Consider the following 17,640-nt stretch of genomic DNA (forward strand, 5'->3'; position numbering starts at 1 on the left):
GACGGACTTAGCCGTTATCGTGAGGGGAAGAGGACGTCCAAGGCATTTCGTAGTGAATCAGATGCACGCGGTCGTGGCGATGTTGCCATCGCTTGTACTGGCAGTACGCCCGCTCGGGCATCAGCCGCGCGTGATCAGACGGCGAGAGCCGAGCGCCTGAACGGTCGTATCCATACACATTCATCCACGTCCCGCACATGTACTCCACCGTAGCGACATCTATCGACGCCATTTCTGTTTGCCAGCGGGCTTTGGTTTTGGTGTTAATCGGCTTTGTTACCGTCTGTGCGCCTCCCAACTTCGTATACACCGGATGCATGTAGTCGCCCGCACGCTCATGAAAGGCTAGCATGTCGGGATTGAACGGTATCTGTAGGAAGTTGCACAGCTGTAGCAACACCGGTTCGGGGGTAGAGGTGAGGGCTTCAAAGTGCAGTGTAGTACGCTGCGAAGCGGGCACGGTACGTTCGAGCACCGCGGCTCCGCGCTCCATGAATGTACGCCAGTTTCCGGCGTTTGCTACCGTGTTGCTGCTGCAACGCCGAAAGTTGTTCATGGAATGGACCACCGCGCGTGGATCGCGCACCATGTGCACAAACCGTGCTTCGGGAAACATCGCATAGAGTTCGGGCACGTAGAACACGTTGTGCGGCGTCTTCTCGCCCCAACACGGTTTACCTTCGGCTGCCGCCCATGCGTCAAGCGCCTTCGCATAGGGGGTGCGAATCGTAGGCGGCCCCTCCATCATAGCAATGCGGAGTTGCCCCAGATCGACGCCTGAAAGCACCGGTTCGTTTTGCGCTAGAAAACGGTCAATAAGCGTTCCATACAGGCGAGGATCGAGCGTGGTATTCCACGGTGTGGGCACGCGCTTAAACAGCGTGAAATAGGATAGCTCATCGGGCATTGCAATAGAGGGATGAGCATTTAGAATCAGTCGTAGCAGCGTAGTGCCCGACCGACTGGCTCCGACGACAAAAATGGGAGGCTGTGTAGTCATGTCTGATGCGGAAAATACGTCCATAAAAAGCAAGGATTAAGCCGACCCGTTGGATGGTACTGCAGGGGCGTACTGGATCTGATGATACGACCAGAGGGCGCCTTCGCGATCGAGCAGTTCGTGATAAGGGCCTTGCTCTACAACGCGTCCGTGCTCCAGCACCACCACCCAGTCGGCATGCTCAATGGTTGAAAGACGGTGGGCAATAGCTACGACGGTACGCCCCTCCATGAGGCGCTCTAGCGACGACTGCACGGCTTTCTCGGAAATGCTATCAAGGGCGCTGGTGGCTTCGTCCAGAATCAGGATTTCGGGATCCTTCAGCAAGGCCCGTGCAATGGCCAGGCGCTGGCGCTGTCCGCCTGAGAGCCGAATGCCCTGGTCGCCCAGCGAGGTATCGAATCCGTGAGCCATCTCCTCGATGAAGTCGAGCGCATTGGCCTGCTCCGCGGCGGCCTCGATCTCTGCCCGCGTAGCACCGGGCCGTCCATACGCGATATTTGCATGCACCGTGTCGTTAAAGATGAATGTTTTCTGGCTCACAATGGCAATACGATCGCGCAGTGAGTGTACGTCTAAATCGCGCAGGTCAATACCATCGTAGAGCACGCGGCCCGCGGTGGGGTCGTGAAAGCGAGGGATCAGATCAGCCAGGGTGGACTTCCCGGCTCCGCTGCCTCCTACGAATGCGGTGGTTGTACCGCGTTGGAGCGTAATGGAGACATCGTGGAGTACCTTAGGACCGGTTGTGTACGCAAAATCGACGTTTTCCATCGTGATGGCCTTGCGCAACGGCGGTGCCGAACGGGTTCCGTTTGTCAGGTACGGCTTATCGCTGGTGCGCAGCAACTGCGCTATGTTTGCGAGGCCGGCTCGGTTCTCGGCCCAATCGCCCCGAATGTTGTTTAGATTGAGTACTGTCGGGATCATGCGAAGCAGGGCGAACAAGAACGCCAGCAGAAAAGCAAGGTCGAGCGCGCCTTCCAGCACCAAAAATTGCACGGCAACGACAATGAGTACAATGAGCCCGGTACTTACCACCCCTTGGGTAAGCGGCTTGATAAGCGCCCGGCGTAAATTGGTCGCAATTACAGCGTTAGCAAAGCCCCGTGTGGCCCGTTCGAGGCGGTCGCGCTCGTCGGCCTGCCGGTTAAAAGCAACGACCGTCTGAATCCCCTGAATGAACTCGTTGAGTCGGCTGGTGAAGTGCGCGCTGGTCTCGGTAATAGCCTCGCCATGGGCCCGTACGCGTCGAATCAGAAAGGTGAGCCCGTAAGACAGTGCCCCAAAGAAGACCAGCACGATGAGCGACATCTCCCACGAGATCCAAACCATCAGCCCCAGATACACGATGAGCATGGTGGTTTCGTTGATAAGCGTAAAGAGCGCGCCGAGCGTGGTGGCCGAACGCGTGATCTCATTCATCAGGCTGTTGAGCAAATCGCCCCCACGGCTCCGTGCAAAGAACGAGAGCGAAACCGACTGCAACTGGTCTACAATGCGCATCCGCAGGTCTTCTACAATGCGCACCCGGCTTATCGTAGCAAGCACAGCCGATGCATATCCAAGGACACTTCGAAGTAGTGTTGCGACCAGAATAAAGCCACAGATACGGTAGAGCTGGCCAATGGTGCTATCGGCCGACCCGAGCAGGTGGCGATCGAGCCAGCCAATACCTGTGCCTACGGCATCGGGATTATCTAGCGTTTGCAGAAAGGGGATGAGCAATCCAATGCTAATGCCTTCAAATAGCGAGGCAAGCAGCGCACAGAACGCGGTAAGCGCAATGAGGCCGCTGTACCGGCGAAAACTGGGCGCCAGAATACGGAGGTCGCTCGCACTGGGAGCCGTATGGTCAGGCGTAGATGGCAAAGTAGGCATGGGGGGCATAGAAAGACCATAAAAGGCTGCACCCACCGGTGCAGATTCGTTTCCTATAGTAGGGCGATGACAGCCCCAACGAGTAGGTCTTTATGCCGATTACGACCAAAGAGACCGCGCATCCCATGTGCGCTTTTGGAGCAGGACGGGTTCACCTAAGGCGCACCGGAACATGACGGCTGGGCGATTAGGTTAGAGCGCCAACGCAATTGCCTCGATGCCTTTCCATTCACCCGTTAACGGCCTACATGGACGTTACCCCCACCGACTTGCCCGATGTACGTCTTATCTCAACAGCACGGTTTCCTGACAATCGAGGCTTTTTTCGAGAGGTGTGGCGCCAGTCGCGCTACGAGGCAGCTGGCATTGCTGGCCCTTTCGTACAGGACAATGTGTCGCGCTCACGACCTGGTGTTGTCCGTGGTCTTCACTATCAGCATCCCCATGGGCAGGGCAAGCTTATTGACGTATGGGCGGGTCGCATCTACGACATTGCGGTAGACATTCGCCGGAGTAGCAAGACCTTTGGGGAGTGGGTCGCCGTTACGCTCGATGCCGACAACGCTCAACAGCTCTACATCCCTCCTGGCTTTGCGCATGGATTTGCGGTGTGTGGCGACACGGATGCGCTTGTCGCCTATAAGTGCACCGATGAGTACGCCCCCAAGTGCGAGCATACCATCCGATGGAACGACCCGGCCCTCGATATTCCATGGCCTGTTGATGCGCCCTGTCTCTCAGAATCAGACGCTACCGCTCCCTCTCTGGCTGATCTGCCTACCGACGCCCTTCCGGCCTGACTGGAATGTTGGATTGGCTCTGCCCAATACATGCGCCAATCTTCTACCCACGCATGTACCATTGACGCAAACCCGGCTCCACCCCCAAACTTTTTCAGCGATCGGGGGTCTGCATAGTTAGTTTGGTCCACTTCGCGTCGATATGCTTGTGAATAGCATTCATCATGTGTTTGGTGAAGGCTGTTTATGTCTGACGCTAGGTGTGCTGTTGCCCTGTACACCCAGCCCCCTTGATTTGCGATGCCGAATGATACATCTTGGATTTCTATATTGCGGACTTCGATCTGGCCTGTGGTAAGTGGAGTTGTGTTGATGCTTGCACTACATCCCGCATCCGCTTCAGCCCAAACCTTTTTCCCAGATTGTATTTCCAATGCCAACAACGCAACCGTTGTTATTGATGAAAACGTCGATATTGAATTCCCCAATGGCGAACCCCTCACCGATGGGGATGAGATTGCCTTTTTTGCCGATAGCGGGGTGTGTGCTGGCGTTGGCATTTGGGACGGCGATGACCTGACCATCCCGATTGCAGGTCCTGCCACTGCCGGTACCGGGGAAGAAGACGGCTACCTAAGCGGTGAGGTGCTCAAAATGCAAGTTGGCCAGCAGAGCTCAGATCGTATTTTCGATGTAGAGGACGATCTCACCTACGAGCCATGCAACGGAGCCCTGCTCTGCCGCGATGACGGCGAATACGTTAATGATGTCGTCTTCACCATTATCGGTATTGGCTCGGGCGTGCTGCCTGTCGAACTTGCCTCATTCACCCTTCAACTTAATGGGGACCGCATTGCGGTAGCCTGGCGCACGCTTACCGAATCCAACAACAGTGGGTTTACGCTTCAGCATCGCCTCGACAGCATGCCCAACTGGACGACCCTGCAATTTGTGTCGGGGGCAGGCACCACCGATCAGCCGCAGTCCTATGCAGTCACCACCGCCCCGATGGCCTATGGCACCCACGTGCTTCGACTGATACAGCACGACTATGATGGCACGCGCGCCGTAATTGCCGAAGAGCGCATCGAACACCGACTCACGGAAACGCCGATTGCCATTACCATTGCTCCCCAACCGGTATCGAGCCAAGCGACCATCACCCTTACATTGTCAGAGACCGGGCCAGTTCGTGTTGACATATTTGACATGTTGGGACGTCGATTGCAGACGCTATACGATGGCACGCTATCGGCTTCGACCTCGCATATCATTCGGATGGATGCGCATCACTTAGCGCCGGGCCAATACCTGGTTCGCGTACAAACTCGGTCGGGCACCACAAGCCGACGCCTGATTGTTACCCGATAACTCCGTAGAGGAGAGCCACCCAACCCGCTTGTTACTGGTTACCACCGTTGTGTGGCCACCACAGCCGTGTCACAGGTCAATGGTTGGGTTGCAACGCCCCCATTTTATGATGTCATCTTGAGCGGAGCGGCTTCGTCTAGGAGACGCGGAGTCCTGACACGAGCGAAGCGACTGATGAGCGTAGCGAATAAAGATCTCCCCCGAAACAGGCAGGGCCGTTCAATCGTCCAGCGCCTGCTGAACACCGAGGAGATGGTTCGGCGTGCTCCGGGCTAGGCCCGTCGCGTGCTCACCATGACAGGTTTTTGGGAGGGGGGGCGGGACACAGAATTTGTCACGGTCTCCGTACCCTAACATTCAGGTGTGACATAGTACTACTGCTGTGTCACAGGTCAATCTTCGGGTAACGCTGCACCCTAACGTACCGAGAAAAATGCACCCCCTTGACCCCTCGTCGCGATGTACAACAGGCATGACCTTCGGCCCCTCCGCGTCGCGACGAAATGCGGACGCTCTGCGTCCTTCTGTTTCCGCGTGTTCTCTTTGCAGGAGAGCGGGAGGGGGTCTTGTGCGCGGTGTCAGATGGGCTGACGGCGGGCGTTGAGATCCCTCCGCTGGGGGCGTCGGGATGACAGCGAGAGAAGGAAGGCTGTCCACTCGACCCTAAGCTGCTGAACGCCGAGGAGAGGGTACGGCTGCGCTCACCATGACAGGTTTTTTGGGAGGGGGCTGGGATACAGAGTTTCGGACGGTTTCCGTACCCTAACAATTAGGTGTGACACAGCACTACTGCGCTGTCACGCGTCGAACTTCGGGTCACGCATGGGCCCCTAACGCACGCACCGAAAAAACCCGCCCCCCTGTCATTGCGAGCGCAGCGACGCAATCTCATGCCATCAGGCCGGATGCAGCCGCCCAAGCAACGGCATGAGATCGCACCCCAGGAGTACTCAGACTACGCCCAGCGCCGCACCAGTCGCAGGGCTCCCTCCTCGCAATGTCAGTTGTAAACTGGCACCGGCATGCATGGTGATGACGCCTAATCCACACCATGATCGCAATGATTGTATCGCGCGGTTAGAGGCGATCAAGCAAGATAAAAATGGAGAGCAGTGAGGCTACGGTTCCCGTCACTTGGTTGAGATCGCGCCAGGAAAAGCGACGGCGTGTTTCCGTCTCAATCACCATCACATCCCGCTCATGAAACTGGGGAAAGTCTACGTTTCGCGCAAAGATGTCTTCGAGATCAGCTTCAAAAACCGGGCGGCCGCTACGGTCGCCATCTCGATACAACCTCACGGTGTGGGTCTGACGCCGCTCTGGGTTGGTTTCGCTAAGGGCGACTCGTGAGACGGCACTTACCACCTCCAGAAAGTCGGCGTTTTCTTCAATCGTCCAAACACCGGTTTGCGCATTGCCCCACACAAACATCGTAGTGCGTGGTACACCGGGACGTCCGTAATCTTGAACGCCTGGGTTTTCGGTGATCGCCTGTGCGTGAATGGGTTCGACCCAAAGAAACGGGCACAGAACAATTAGGCTAGCTATCGCTGCCGCACGCAGTCTTTGGCGGCACCATGAAATCGCGGAATATGTCTTCATCGAACTGGGGGGTTGGGGGGTAAAGCGGGCCGTGGTTATAAAACGCAATGTGCAGCGCCCGCTGTCTACCCATTGCAAAAACAGGGTTTTACGAGGTCGTCTCGGGCATGTACGTATACGAACTATCGTACCCATAGCCGTAGCGGTAGGCATACGAGTCGCTTTGGGCTGCATCGAACCGGTTGAATATCACCCCGGCTAGCGGCACGTTGATGGCAGCAAAGGTTTGCTCGACCGACTGAAGCGCTCGCAGATCGGTTTTGTTAGCCGAAGCCACCACCAACACGGCATCGCACAGCGCACTCATTACAAGTGCGTCGGTTGCACCAAGCACGGGCGGCGTGTCTACAATAACCACGTCGCAACGCTCGCGCCCCATCTCAATGAGACGCTCCATGCGCTCTGAATCGAGCAATTCAGTGGGAGGCACTTTGGTGGCCCCTGCAGGCACACAGTAAAAGTTCTCAATGAACGTGCGTTGGACCACATCATGCTTTTCGTTGTGCAGCAGCATTTCAGCAAGCCCCGGTGAGCGATCGATGCCCAGCACCTTGTGGATGGTTGGGCGCCGCAAATCAGCATCGACCAGAAGCACTTTGCGTCCGCTCAAAGCAATTGTGATAGCCAGGTTAACAGCCGTTGTGCTTTTGCCGTCGCCCGGCTCTGGACTTGTAACCATGAGTACTTGCGAGTCGGCATCCAGCTCTTTCTGCGCGAACTGCAGGTTGGTGCGCACCAATCGGTAGTTCTCGGTAATAGGCGACCATGGGTTCAGCAACGGCATCAGCGCTGTGCTAAGCGGGCGCCCATTCACTTCAACCGTCTGCTTGCCGTTAAATGAGCTCTTGATTTCCCGCTTCATATCGGGAATGACGCCCACCAGGCTAAATCCACTGTTCTGAATGTCTTCTGGGTTGTAGATCTGCCAGTTCATAGCCTGTCGTACAAATGCCCCGCCGATGCCAAATGCGAGCCCGAGCAGCAGCCCCAAGATCAGGTTTTGCTGTACGTTTGGGCTGACCGGGAGCATGGGTACCGAGGCCGTCCGAACCACCTGCACGTAGCCCAATTCCGACTCTTCAGTAACTACCGTACGTTGCAGTTCCATAGCCATATCGGCATAGAACCGCTCGGCCTGATTCAGGCGGCGAGCTAGCTGTTCGCGCTCTACCGTTTGTCCCGGAATCTGCTCGATACGGCTTTCGTGATTATTGATGCGCGCATGAAGACGCTCAATGCGGCCTTCGAGTTGACGTACCGTTGCCTCTTGCTCCTCAAGGCGAGCACGCAGGGTCGCCAGCCGTTCGATGGCTGTGCCCCCGATCAGATCAGGATCTGCCGTAGCGGTTGCTGCAATGAGCGAATCGTTGAGGCGCTGCTTGCGATCTTGCAGGCTTTCGATTTGGTTTACGATGTTGGCCAGTTCGGGGACCTGCGACTCGTTCCCACGCAGTGCGGGATTGTTGCGATAATACACTTCGGCCTGCCCCTCTAACTCTGCCATCTCCTGATCAGCAGCGGCAAGACGGTTTTGGAGCGCTTGCACCGACTGATCGCGTTCTACGTCCCCTCCAAACTGCGCCTCGGCACGAGATAGACGACCGCGCACGGTTTCAAGGGTGCGTACTTCTTCTTGCAGTTGAAACTCCAACTGGTCGCGTTGCCCAACCATCTCCACATACTCAGCTGCTACGCGATTGCCATCTTGGCCATCCACAGCAATAGCATTGGCCTGGGCAAATCGCTGCCACTCCTGTTCTATATTTCCAATTTCGCGCTCTCGATTTTCGAGCTGTGACTCCAAAAACTGGCGGGCGGCACTCACCCCAGCACGGGCGGTTTCCCGGCTGTACGAACGATATGCTTCCGAGTACACATTGGCAACGGTAGCTGCCTCCGTTGGGTACTGGCTAAGCGCGGTAATACGGATCATGCTCTGTTCGGGGATCGCCGTAAAGCCCACCATGTCTTGGAGGCGCTCCATCACCTCATAATCGGACACATCGGCTCCTTCTTCGGCCTCAAACAACGCCATCGGGGTGCTGAGAGTGTCGGAGATGGTACGCAATTCCTGAACGACGCGAAGCGCTAATGAGCCGGAGTGCTCTAATACGCCGATTTCATTTTCTAGCTCGGGCATCAAGTCGATGCGCACGGTGGGGGCCTGTTGGGGTCGCTCGACCTGCACCATGGCCACAGCTTCATATTCGGGAGCCACGACAAACGTGTACGCAGCAAACGCCGAGATCATGAGCAAGCAGGTCCCTACAATGATCCACTTGCCCCGCTTAATCGTGCTCCACACCATGTTAAGATCTACTGCTGCAGACTCTCCGTGTGTATCGGTAGCACTCGAAAGACCAATGCCTTCCACTTTTTTGCGAGGCCGGTCTAGGGCATTATTCGATTCGTTGTTCATTGCATTGGGGGGTAAACGTTACAAAAGCAGGGAACTAATTAGGGGGGTTAATGAGCGCCACTACCCGAACAAACGACGGGTACCGTGCGCGCCAGGACGTACAGATCAAGCCATGGTGACCAATTGTGCACATAGTGAATATCCAGATCGATACGGACATCAAAACTCACTGCGTTGCGCCCCGATACTTGCCACAGACCCGTAATACCCGGAGGCGTTTGAAGCACTACGCGGTTCATTCCACGCATTTGAAACAGCTCCTTGGGCATGTAGGCGCGAGGCCCTACAAGGCTCATCTCGCCACGCAGCACATTGATGAGCTGCGGCAGTTCGTCGAGGCTATACCGACGCATCCACTGCCCGACTGCTGTAACCCGAGGATCATTCTGAAGCTTATGGTATCGTTCGTATTCAGCCCGGCTGACTGGATCATGAGAGAGCAGTTTGTCGAGTCGGGCATCAGCATCGGTAAACATAGTCCGAAACTTGAGGACGGTAAAGCTGCGCCCTTGGTAACCCATTCGGGTCTGCCGGTAGAACACAGGCCCCGACGAGGACATGCGCACCGCCCCTGCCAGTACGGTTAACACAGGGAACAGTATAAAGAGAAGGACCAGCGCCCCCACCACGTCGATGGTTCGCTTCACAAAACGCGCTACCGGCTGATGCTGTAGATGCCGAATGCCAAAGCCATAGAGCCCTTCGCAGGTAGGCGTCGTCGTCCAGGCTGCTACCATACCCTGCGTAGGAGGCACTACGAACACGTGCTCAAAGAACTGACTGTAAGAGGCGAACCGGCGGGCACGCTGCTCTCCGTCTCCCTGCGTATCTGCAATAATAGCGTAGGACACTTGGTAACGTTTTGCCCACTGCAATGCAGCTTCAGAGGCTTGTTCGGGATGCACTCCGTGTAGAGGTGTACATACCGCAACAGGCCGTAAGCCGATTTCAGGCCATCGGCGCAGGGTATCGGTGATGCGAGCAGCTTGATCGCCGGCCCCGACCACGACAGCAGGCAATCCCCACCACGGCAGTTGAGCACCTACGATGCGTGTCATGGTGCGTACAACGGGCAACACGGCCATTGCTACGACGCCTCCTCCTGCTACGAGTAGGGTATAGCCTACTTCCTGGGTGAGGGCATACATCAAGAACGCTCCCCCTAAGGCGCACACGGCAACAAGGTTGAACAGAAAACGCAACTCATGCACCGGATGCTGTACCACCGTACGGTATGTGCCCAAGCTTCCGTATAATGCAAGCATACCGGCAACCACCCAAGGCGTCGCGTGCATGACCGAATCAGCAAGACTGGGCATGACCCACAGGCTGGCGACATATACTACGTACATCACAAATGCCACAGCGAGGGTATCTCCAGCTAAAAGCACAGCTGTGGTACGCCACGGCGCCGTTTGCGCCACAGCCACGTCTTGTTGCGTGACGTTGCGTGCCGGCTGCATGACGGCTGTGGGGGCTCCTGCCGGAACAGCCGGAACAGAAATCATGGGAGACCTATCAAGAAGCGACATGGGACCGCGCATTAACGTGAGGGGGGATCTGCGAATATATCGGTCGCCCAGGGCGTGTCCGACTGAAATGCTGTGTAGCTGCGATGTACAAGGTGGCGAAACGCCTGCCGGAAACGGTCGGGGCTAAACTGTTCTGCTTGGGCACGAATGCGCACCGGATCAAGCGGCTCATCGAGACGCTCAAAACGAAACACGGCTTGTGCTACTGATTCAGCGGTCTGTTTGTGGAAGAATAGTCCAGTCGTGCCTGGCACTACGGTTTCTGTTACCCCGCCTTGTCCATATGCAATAACGGGTGTTCCACAAGCTTGCGCTTCCACAGGTGTGATGCCAAAATCTTCTTCCGCAGCATACACAAATGCCCGTGCATGCTGCATGTAGTATCGCACCGCCTCTTCGGGCTGATGTCCCAACAACGTAATATTGGGGCCTGCTTTGCGGGCTAATGCCTCTCGCTCGGGGCCATCTCCAATGACGATCAGTTCCTTGTCAGGCATCTCTGCAAACGCGTCGATGATTAAGTCAACCCGCTTGTAGGGCACGAGCCGCGACATTGTCAGAAAGTAGTCCTCTTTATCCGGTTGTAGCGTAAACGCGTTGATGTCTACTGGTGGATACACCACGTGGGCACGGCGCCGATACGTCTTCCAGATACGACGTGCTACGTACTTAGAGTTGGCAACATACACGTCTACACGCGGGGCGGCAGCTGCATCATAAAGCCGCATGTAATGCAAGATGAGGCGCGCTATGGCACTGCGCATCCCTTTCGTAAGCCCTCCTTGCTCTAAATGATCGTGATACAAATCCCAGGCATAGCGCATTGGGCTATGCACATAGCTGATGTGCAACTGATCAGAACGCGTTAGAATACCTTTGGCCACCGCATAACTTGACGACACCACCACATCATGATCGCGAAGGTCAAACTGTTCAATAGCAAGTGGCGCCAAGGGGAGATAATACCGGTATCCTTTTCGTGCGAAGGGGAGGCGTTGAATGAATGAAGTTGTTACCTGCTTGTCTTGCAGAAAAGCGCGCTGATCGTCGGGCACGTAGTCAATGAGACTGTACAGCGCTGCCGTTGGAAGCGCATGAATCATCTGCTCCAGAACGCGCTCGGCCCCGGCGTATACAGGCAACCAGTCATGAACCAGAGCCGGTTGTGTGATGGCCCGCATAGCAGATCGATCCACGGTAAACGATCCGTTGGTCGATGGAGCGCCTTGCGCCGCCCCATCGCCCTGGCTATCTGCAGCGGTTGTGCGTTGCTCCCCCAAATGTGAATGCGAGAAATCGTTTTTCATGAGGCGTCTCGTCGAAGAAATATCGCGGAGGCTGTATCGGAAAAAGACACCCCTAAGCTACGATGCAATGGGGGCAGTGGCTGTATCAACAGAGCGCACATACCCCCTGATAAGTGGCACAGCATCCATCTACTTTCGGCGCCCCCTTGGCGCCTTCTGATGCGTGCAAAGTACGCGCCTCACTGCACCGTTTAGACGATAGCGAATGCGCCAAACCTCCCCTGTGGATGTGCACCTTTGCTAAGGAAAGCAGTGCTTTTAGAAGGCAAGCAAAGACTCCTCGGCCCTGGCAGGCAATCGACCCCCCCCCCCTCTACGTTCGCCTGTTCCTGACTTGATTCGGGGTCGTGCTGCGCTCGTATTAGGACTTCGCACCTGCTAGATGCAGTTGCCCCGCTCAAGATGCCATCATTTAACGGGGCCCCTAACGTACCGAAAAACGCATGCCCCTGTCCTTCAGTTGTAACACGACACTACTATTGCATCAGTTAGAGATGGCTTATTCAGTTGATGCTCTGGACGCATTTTCCTCCATTGCACTGTTTTGCCTGCTTTCGCCTTCCCGTCCATACGTCCACTGCACGGCATACTGCAAGAGTTCAGATACGGTATCGAACCCGAGTTTCTCTTTCGCGCGACGGCGATACGTTTCGATGGTTTTGCGACTCAAGTCCAGTTTGCTAGCAATATCGCGTACCGTTTCGCCTTTCCCCAACAGCCGAAACACCGTCATTTCACGGTCGGTGAGCTTCTCGGTCGTAGCTCCGACTTCATAGTCTTGCTGACGGATTACTTTGCCAAGTATACGCGAAGACATACGACGGCTTAAATACACATTTCCTCCATGCACACTCTCAATAGCCTGAATGACTTCATTGGTTGGTTTTGTTTTCATGACATACGAAGCCGCGCCAGCACGCAGAGCGCGTTCGGCATACACGGATTCATCATACATAGAGTACACAACGATCCGGACCTCGGGGAGCTCGGTTCGAAGCCGTTCGATTAAATCAAGACCGTGCATATCTTTGAGTGAAATATCGACCACAGCCACATCAGGCGGACGGCGCTTCATGCGCTCTAACGCCTCTGCACCGGTGCTTGCCTCGCCACTCACACGCATATTGACGCGCTGCGATATAGTGGCTCCAATGGCCTCACGAACGGCGGGGTGATCGTCCACAATAAACACGTGGGTACGGCCTCCTGCAGTGGGAGACGGACCAGAGGGGGCGTCTTGCTGTTGAGAAGTCATAACAAATGCAGGAATCTCCAAATACATGAGAATAGATCACCTGCCTATGATCGTGTGCGAAGCCACAGAGCGGCTTTCGTCACATGGGGGGGCGATCTCAGGGTAGGAGGTGTGCTGCCATCAACACACGCTGAATATACTACACCGGTCACCGGATCAACGGCTAATTGCACGCGCGTTTGGGGGCACATCAAGCGCATTTTAGCCGTGCCCAAAAGGCGTACTCCCAATGTAAGTTTTGGCGTGTGCCTACGTCAGAAGACGTGTAGTTGCCTCACTGTTCAGTATTCGCTGTCTCCGACCGATGCATCCACAAGCATAAAAAACGCCCTGCAGTGCTCTTGCAGGGCGTTTCTCTTTCAGATTTGGACGTGTGCTATAGCCACTTCTGTGGTTCGCAGTGTAATTCAGGATGCTCCCTCAAGATAGCCAGACACAAATTTGATTCAGGCTTTATCTAAGGTAGCACGGTGCTATTTTGGATCCATCTGCTGTGTTGTCTGCATGCGTTTCGCTTTTGTTCACACGCTTTATGATTAAACTTCCTCAGGTTGTACGGTATCGTCAGTTCCTTGGCCGTACGTCCACTGTACGGCATACTGCAAGAGCTCAGACACCGTGTCGAACCCTAGCTTCTCTTTGGCACGACGGCGATACGTTTCAATGGTCTTACGTGTGAGGTTTAAGCGCTCTTGAATGTCTTTGATGCTGTATCCCTGGCCAAGCATTTGAAAGACCGCCATCTCCCGGTCTGTAAGATCGTCAATGGGAAAACTGGGCGACGAAGAACGCCCCATTGCTACCTTGTTCAAAATGCGCGATGACATGCGACGACTCAGATAGACTTCTCCGTCATTTACACGACGAATGGCTTTGAGCATACTTTGCGTAGGCTCACTCTTCATAAGGTAGCCTGAAGCGCCTGCTCGAATGGCCCGCTCGGCATACACGTTCTCGTCATACATCGAGAACACAATCATCTTGACATCTGGATACTGCGCTCGGATGTTTTGGACCAGGTCGAGCCCATGCCCATCATCCAAAGAAATATCTACGATGGCCACATCAGGCTTTTCTTCTTCTACCATGTGAAACGCCTCATCGGCAGAGCTCGTCTCACCACAGATATCCATATCAATGGTCTGATCAATGGTATCAGCGATCGCCTCGCGAATAGCCGGATGATCATCTACAAGAAAAACTCGTATGTGGTCGGTACGCGTCTTAGAGTCGGTGTTTTTCATAACGAGATGGGGATTGATTGAGCGTACGGTTGGGAGGAAACCGGTAGCACGTTGTGTGCTCTCCAGTACAAGTACTTATTGATAAACCACTCTTGCGGTTGGGTGCCTTAGCATACGGTATGTACGGTAGTACGGCTATGCACTTTTGGCGTATTGTACTATGCGCTAACACACCTCACGTCCATTAACGCCGAAAGCTCCCGCTACCATCTCTTTTTCCTTCTTTAACATTCCGCAGTGACCTAATATGGACTTAATTCACTATTCCTACACACTTTCAGCATGCTGGTTTTACTTTGTCGGCGAACGTTACATTCACTGCTGTCAAGCCCGCTTCGAAAGGTGCGTTGCCGAAAATCGGGGGCAACTCACGACGTTGTGAACGAATGGCCATGTTTTTGCTTCAGGCTATCATTTTTTTGTAGAGAGTCACCAATCGATCGCCCATACCCCCCCACTGAAACTGATCAGCCGCTTCGCGAGCTCGTTTCGCATAGGCCTGATACTGGGCGGGATCATCCATCCAATGTTGTAACACCGAAACCACGGCTTCTGCATCACCCGGGGGCACAGCCACTCCACATCCATGCCGCTCAATAAACGATTGCCATAGCGGGAAGTCAGAACAGATAATCGGCAAACCATACGAGATGTACTCGTAAAACTTGGTTGGAATTTTTTCGGTCGTGTTACGGTGATCCGTTCCGAGTACTAACCCTACATGCGATTGCACATAATGGGGCTGCATCCTCTGCCATGGCACATAGGTAGACCACCCTATTTGTTCAATATACGGTCCTAATTTTTCACGACGTATGCGGCGCTCAATCTGCTGACGATCGCTCGGCACATAACATACACCAACAAGGCGAAGCGCCCATCTGTGTGAAGCATCCCGTAACGCACAAGCCAAATCGATCAAGTTTGACAGCCCCCGTCCCCCCTGGTTACTCATAACTCCTGTGTACAACAACGTAAACGGCGGTGGATCGGGCCGCTGATGCAACTTTTTGTGCTGCTCGGTGGGCTGCACGTAATTCGCTATCCGTGTTGCTGGCGCCAATGACGCAACGATACGCCGATGCACAGCATTTGCGTACACGACATGATCCATCCAGCGAAAACACCATCGCTCCAGTGCACGCAGCAGGCGACCTTCCAGTCCGGCGCGCGAGGCGTAATCCTCGTGCATATCGTAGATGACAGAGGCGCCGGTAGTCTGCTTCAACAACCACAACAGCGGAATTAGTTCGGGATCGTGGATGTGATACACATCAGCCTGAAGCGCGTATGCTTGGCGGTACAGAGGGGCTTGCAATGCGATGCGTGCATAGCGCCCACTGACTTCGGAGAGTGCAGAGATGGCAATTCCATCTACCGTTTCTGACTGGGTGTGCTGCGCTACAAGGTGAACATCAAAGCCAGCATCGCGCAGCGTTTTGCATTGCTTGTGAAAAATGCGCGGATCAAACGGGGGATGCACGGACGTGAGATGGGCCACACGCAGTGCGGGTTCGCTACCTTTCGTCGATGTGTGACGCTCGCTGTTGATTTTGGCCATGAAGCGGTGTATTGTAGATGTATCGCTACACACGAAATGATGCTTCACCTCCTGTGTCCCACTCTATTGCCATCATATGCACACGCAACCGCCCCGGTCCACTGCGGCATACGCTTCAAACCCTGCAAGCCCAGGAGGGCGCCTTGCTCCCACGCGTGTATGTCATTGATGCAAGCGATGCTCCTGCATTTGATGAAAATGCCCACACCGTCTCAACGCTTTCGCTGGACATCGTGCATCATCGGCACACCGGACCTCCCTCTGCTGCACGTCAGCGCAACGTGGGTCTAGATGCCATGCCGAACGATGTTGAGTTTGTCTTTTTCTTTGATGATGACATCACAATTTGTACAGGCTGCCTGCACCATCTCACACAAACGCTTCGCGAAAACAGCGATGTGTACGGGGCCGGTGCTGTAGAAGAGGTGACTCCCCTGCCCAATAATGCCTCTCCTTCAACAATTGATTGGGAGCATTTCTTTTTACTGGATGCCCCCACGCCTGGGCGCGTACTTCCTTCTGGGCACACCTCAGAATATGCGACTCCCCTGGAAAATCAAACCGATCTCGTATCTACAGAATGGCTTAATACAGGATGCACAGCCTATCGAGCTGAGGCGATACGCACGGTCCGATTCGATACGGATGTAGAAGGAGCTTCGCTGGAAGATCTGGACTTTTCATATCGTGTCGGAAAAATGGGACGCCTCGTTGGGGTTCCTCGCGCCCAGTTTCTCCACCATGCCCCTCCGTCTCGATACACTTCCGTTGACTATCGAGCACGCAAGTTGGTCGACCGCTTCTGGTTCCTCGAAAAGAGCATCGACCATCCGCTGCGGTACCCCGCATTCTGGTGGGCTGTGCTTGGCCAACTGGTGGCGCTGCTCACCTCATCGAAAGTCGGTAAATACGACGCGCTGAAAGGCCATCTACAAGGAATCCGTGCTATCCTTACGCGGTCGCACCCGGCACTGCAATGACGCTGTGCACATCAAACAAAAAACGCGACCTGATCTTTCGATCAAGTCGCGTTCGTTTTGTGGAGCGGGTGAAGAGATTCGAACTCTCGACCTTCTGCATGGCAAGCAGATGCTCTAGCCACTGAGCTACACCCGCTGGTGTGCCGCGTCGTTCATAAAAGCACCCTCTCAAATACAAAAATGCGGGATCAGTTCCAAGCAAACCCGATCTTTGCAGACCCTTCGCGGTCTCCCTCTTCTTCCCCTGTGGGCTCTATTGACTCGGTCCACACCGTAGCCATCGGACGGGCGCGGCGTGACTCCCAAAAGCTACGGGCGGCCTTATTGGTTGCTGCGGTAGACAGCCGCAACCGGTCGGCCCCAACGGAGCCTCCCCATTTGACAGCACGATCAACCAGCGCCGTAGCAACCCCGGTGCGCCGGTGCGCTGGCACGACAAACACCTCATCGATATAAATCTCGCTGTAGTCCTGATACAGCGGCGGTGGCCCGGTACGGTGAGCGCGCACGAAGCCGATTATATCGCTGGTATCGTCGGAGCAGGCAACCCACAAGCGCACCGTGGTATCATCAAGCCACAGCGGAAAGTCGTTGCGCCAACGCTCGGCAGCGTCGTCAGCGGGAGTCAACCGCTCGTCAGAGGCCGCTTGGCTTTCTATAAATTGCTGCCATAACGCCTCTAATGGGAATTGGTCGGCTTGCTCTGCCGCGCGCAGTGATATGTTTGAAGAGGCCATAACGAACTCAA

At 55.1% G+C, this 17,640-nt stretch carries 13 protein-coding genes and 1 tRNA gene; 3 read left to right on the plus strand and 11 right to left on the minus strand.

Annotated elements, in window-relative coordinates:
• Positions 1 to 7: 7 nt before the first annotated feature.
• Together ACZ5AL_RS07695 and hepA are read right to left on the minus strand one after the other, a co-directional pair.
• Positions 8 to 1,000, minus strand: a complete 993-nt coding sequence (locus tag ACZ5AL_RS07695) for a sulfotransferase family protein (protein WP_464509783.1) — start codon at positions 998 to 1,000, stop codon at positions 8 to 10.
• 36 nt (positions 1,001 to 1,036) lie between these two features.
• A complete protein-coding gene (gene hepA / locus ACZ5AL_RS07700) occupies positions 1,037 to 2,881 on the minus strand; it encodes a heterocyst formation ABC transporter subunit HepA (RefSeq protein WP_464509784.1) in 1,845 nt (614 codons plus the stop codon).
• A gap of 248 nt (positions 2,882 to 3,129) precedes the next feature.
• On the opposite strand from hepA, the gene rfbC reads away from it, so the two are divergent.
• Entirely contained in the window at positions 3,130 to 3,681 is a 552-nt protein-coding gene (gene rfbC / locus ACZ5AL_RS07705) for a dTDP-4-dehydrorhamnose 3,5-epimerase (RefSeq protein ID WP_464509785.1), read from the plus strand.
• 312 nt (positions 3,682 to 3,993) lie between these two features.
• Positions 3,994 to 4,992, plus strand: coding sequence for a T9SS type A sorting domain-containing protein (locus ACZ5AL_RS07710; protein WP_464509786.1), 999 nt, complete (start codon positions 3,994 to 3,996; stop codon positions 4,990 to 4,992).
• A gap of 1,077 nt (positions 4,993 to 6,069) precedes the next feature.
• Here ACZ5AL_RS07710 and ACZ5AL_RS07715 read toward each other — a convergent pair.
• The 7 genes from ACZ5AL_RS07715 to ACZ5AL_RS07745 all read right to left on the minus strand — a co-directional run bounded on the left by ACZ5AL_RS07715 (position 6,070) and on the right by ACZ5AL_RS07745 (position 15,912).
• Complete coding sequence (locus ACZ5AL_RS07715; RefSeq protein WP_464509787.1) at positions 6,070 to 6,594, minus strand: hypothetical protein; 525 nt, start codon at positions 6,592 to 6,594, stop codon at positions 6,070 to 6,072.
• An 88-nt stretch (positions 6,595 to 6,682) separates the two neighbouring features.
• Entirely contained in the window at positions 6,683 to 9,013 is a 2,331-nt protein-coding gene (locus ACZ5AL_RS07720) for a polysaccharide biosynthesis tyrosine autokinase (protein ID WP_464509788.1), read from the minus strand.
• A 47-nt stretch (positions 9,014 to 9,060) separates the two neighbouring features.
• Positions 9,061 to 10,521: an undecaprenyl-phosphate galactose phosphotransferase WbaP gene (gene wbaP / locus ACZ5AL_RS07725; protein WP_464509789.1), complete on the minus strand. Its 1,461-nt coding sequence runs from the start codon at positions 10,519 to 10,521 to the stop codon at positions 9,061 to 9,063.
• 35 nt (positions 10,522 to 10,556) lie between these two features.
• The gene (locus ACZ5AL_RS07730; RefSeq protein WP_464513284.1) at positions 10,557 to 11,726 is read right to left on the minus strand and encodes a glycosyltransferase; all 1,170 of its coding nucleotides are present in this window, start codon (positions 11,724 to 11,726) and stop codon (positions 10,557 to 10,559) included.
• 625 nt (positions 11,727 to 12,351) lie between these two features.
• Positions 12,352 to 13,107, minus strand: a complete 756-nt coding sequence (locus ACZ5AL_RS07735) for a response regulator transcription factor (protein ID WP_464509790.1) — start codon at positions 13,105 to 13,107, stop codon at positions 12,352 to 12,354.
• A gap of 536 nt (positions 13,108 to 13,643) precedes the next feature.
• Positions 13,644 to 14,351: a response regulator transcription factor gene (locus ACZ5AL_RS07740; protein ID WP_464509791.1), complete on the minus strand. Its 708-nt coding sequence runs from the start codon at positions 14,349 to 14,351 to the stop codon at positions 13,644 to 13,646.
• A gap of 403 nt (positions 14,352 to 14,754) precedes the next feature.
• A complete protein-coding gene (locus ACZ5AL_RS07745) occupies positions 14,755 to 15,912 on the minus strand; it encodes a glycosyltransferase (RefSeq protein WP_464509792.1) in 1,158 nt (385 codons plus the stop codon).
• A gap of 53 nt (positions 15,913 to 15,965) precedes the next feature.
• On the opposite strand from ACZ5AL_RS07745, the gene ACZ5AL_RS07750 reads away from it, so the two are divergent.
• Positions 15,966 to 16,892: a glycosyltransferase family 2 protein gene (locus ACZ5AL_RS07750; RefSeq protein WP_464509793.1), complete on the plus strand. Its 927-nt coding sequence runs from the start codon at positions 15,966 to 15,968 to the stop codon at positions 16,890 to 16,892.
• 60 nt (positions 16,893 to 16,952) lie between these two features.
• Here the strand turns inward: ACZ5AL_RS07750 and ACZ5AL_RS07755 are convergent.
• Positions 16,953 to 17,028: transfer RNA gene (locus tag ACZ5AL_RS07755), tRNA-Gly, on the minus strand.
• A gap of 52 nt (positions 17,029 to 17,080) precedes the next feature.
• Positions 17,081 to 17,629 carry an N-acetyltransferase family protein gene (locus ACZ5AL_RS07760; RefSeq protein ID WP_464509794.1) on the minus strand — a complete coding sequence of 183 codons (549 nt, stop codon included), beginning with the start codon at positions 17,627 to 17,629 and terminating at the stop codon, positions 17,081 to 17,083.
• Positions 17,630 to 17,640 lie beyond the last annotated feature (11 nt).

The sequence above is a fragment of the Natronotalea proteinilytica genome (assembly GCF_055379935.1).